Raw genomic sequence first — 324 nt, 5'->3', positions numbered from 1 at the left:
CTAAACCAGTCATATCGTATTCGGTCGGTCCAGCACTGCATTTTCAGCTTTGAGCGGTGCTTGCTGATTCTCCTTAGGCTTGAAAGTCAGCTGGCCAAAGGAAATAAAATCCTCCAGTTCCTTTACGGAACTCGCCACCTGCGGCCTTACCTTTGTCGGTGAGGTAGTGCAGTGCTTCTCGCAGCTCCAGGTGACCACTCTCGACCAGCCGATCCATTAGGTCTTTGGTTTTGATGCCCAATTTTACAGCGAGCTTAGCCGACGTGAGCTTGCTCATCTCAGATTCTGGTTCGCTAACCGAAGGTGTTGACTCGATGTCGCTAG

At 50.9% G+C, this 324-nt stretch carries 1 pseudogene; it reads right to left on the bottom strand.

The annotated features are described in order from the left end of the window. Positions 1-73 precede the first annotated feature (73 nt). Positions 74-324: pseudogene (locus HZR81_RS23800) on the bottom strand (hypothetical protein); the annotation flags it as partial.

The sequence above is a fragment of the Pseudomonas sp. LM13 genome (assembly GCF_041381355.1).
GTDB lineage: Bacteria > Pseudomonadota > Gammaproteobacteria > Pseudomonadales > Pseudomonadaceae > Stutzerimonas > Stutzerimonas frequens.
This window is presented reverse-complemented; position numbering and strand designations above follow the sequence as displayed.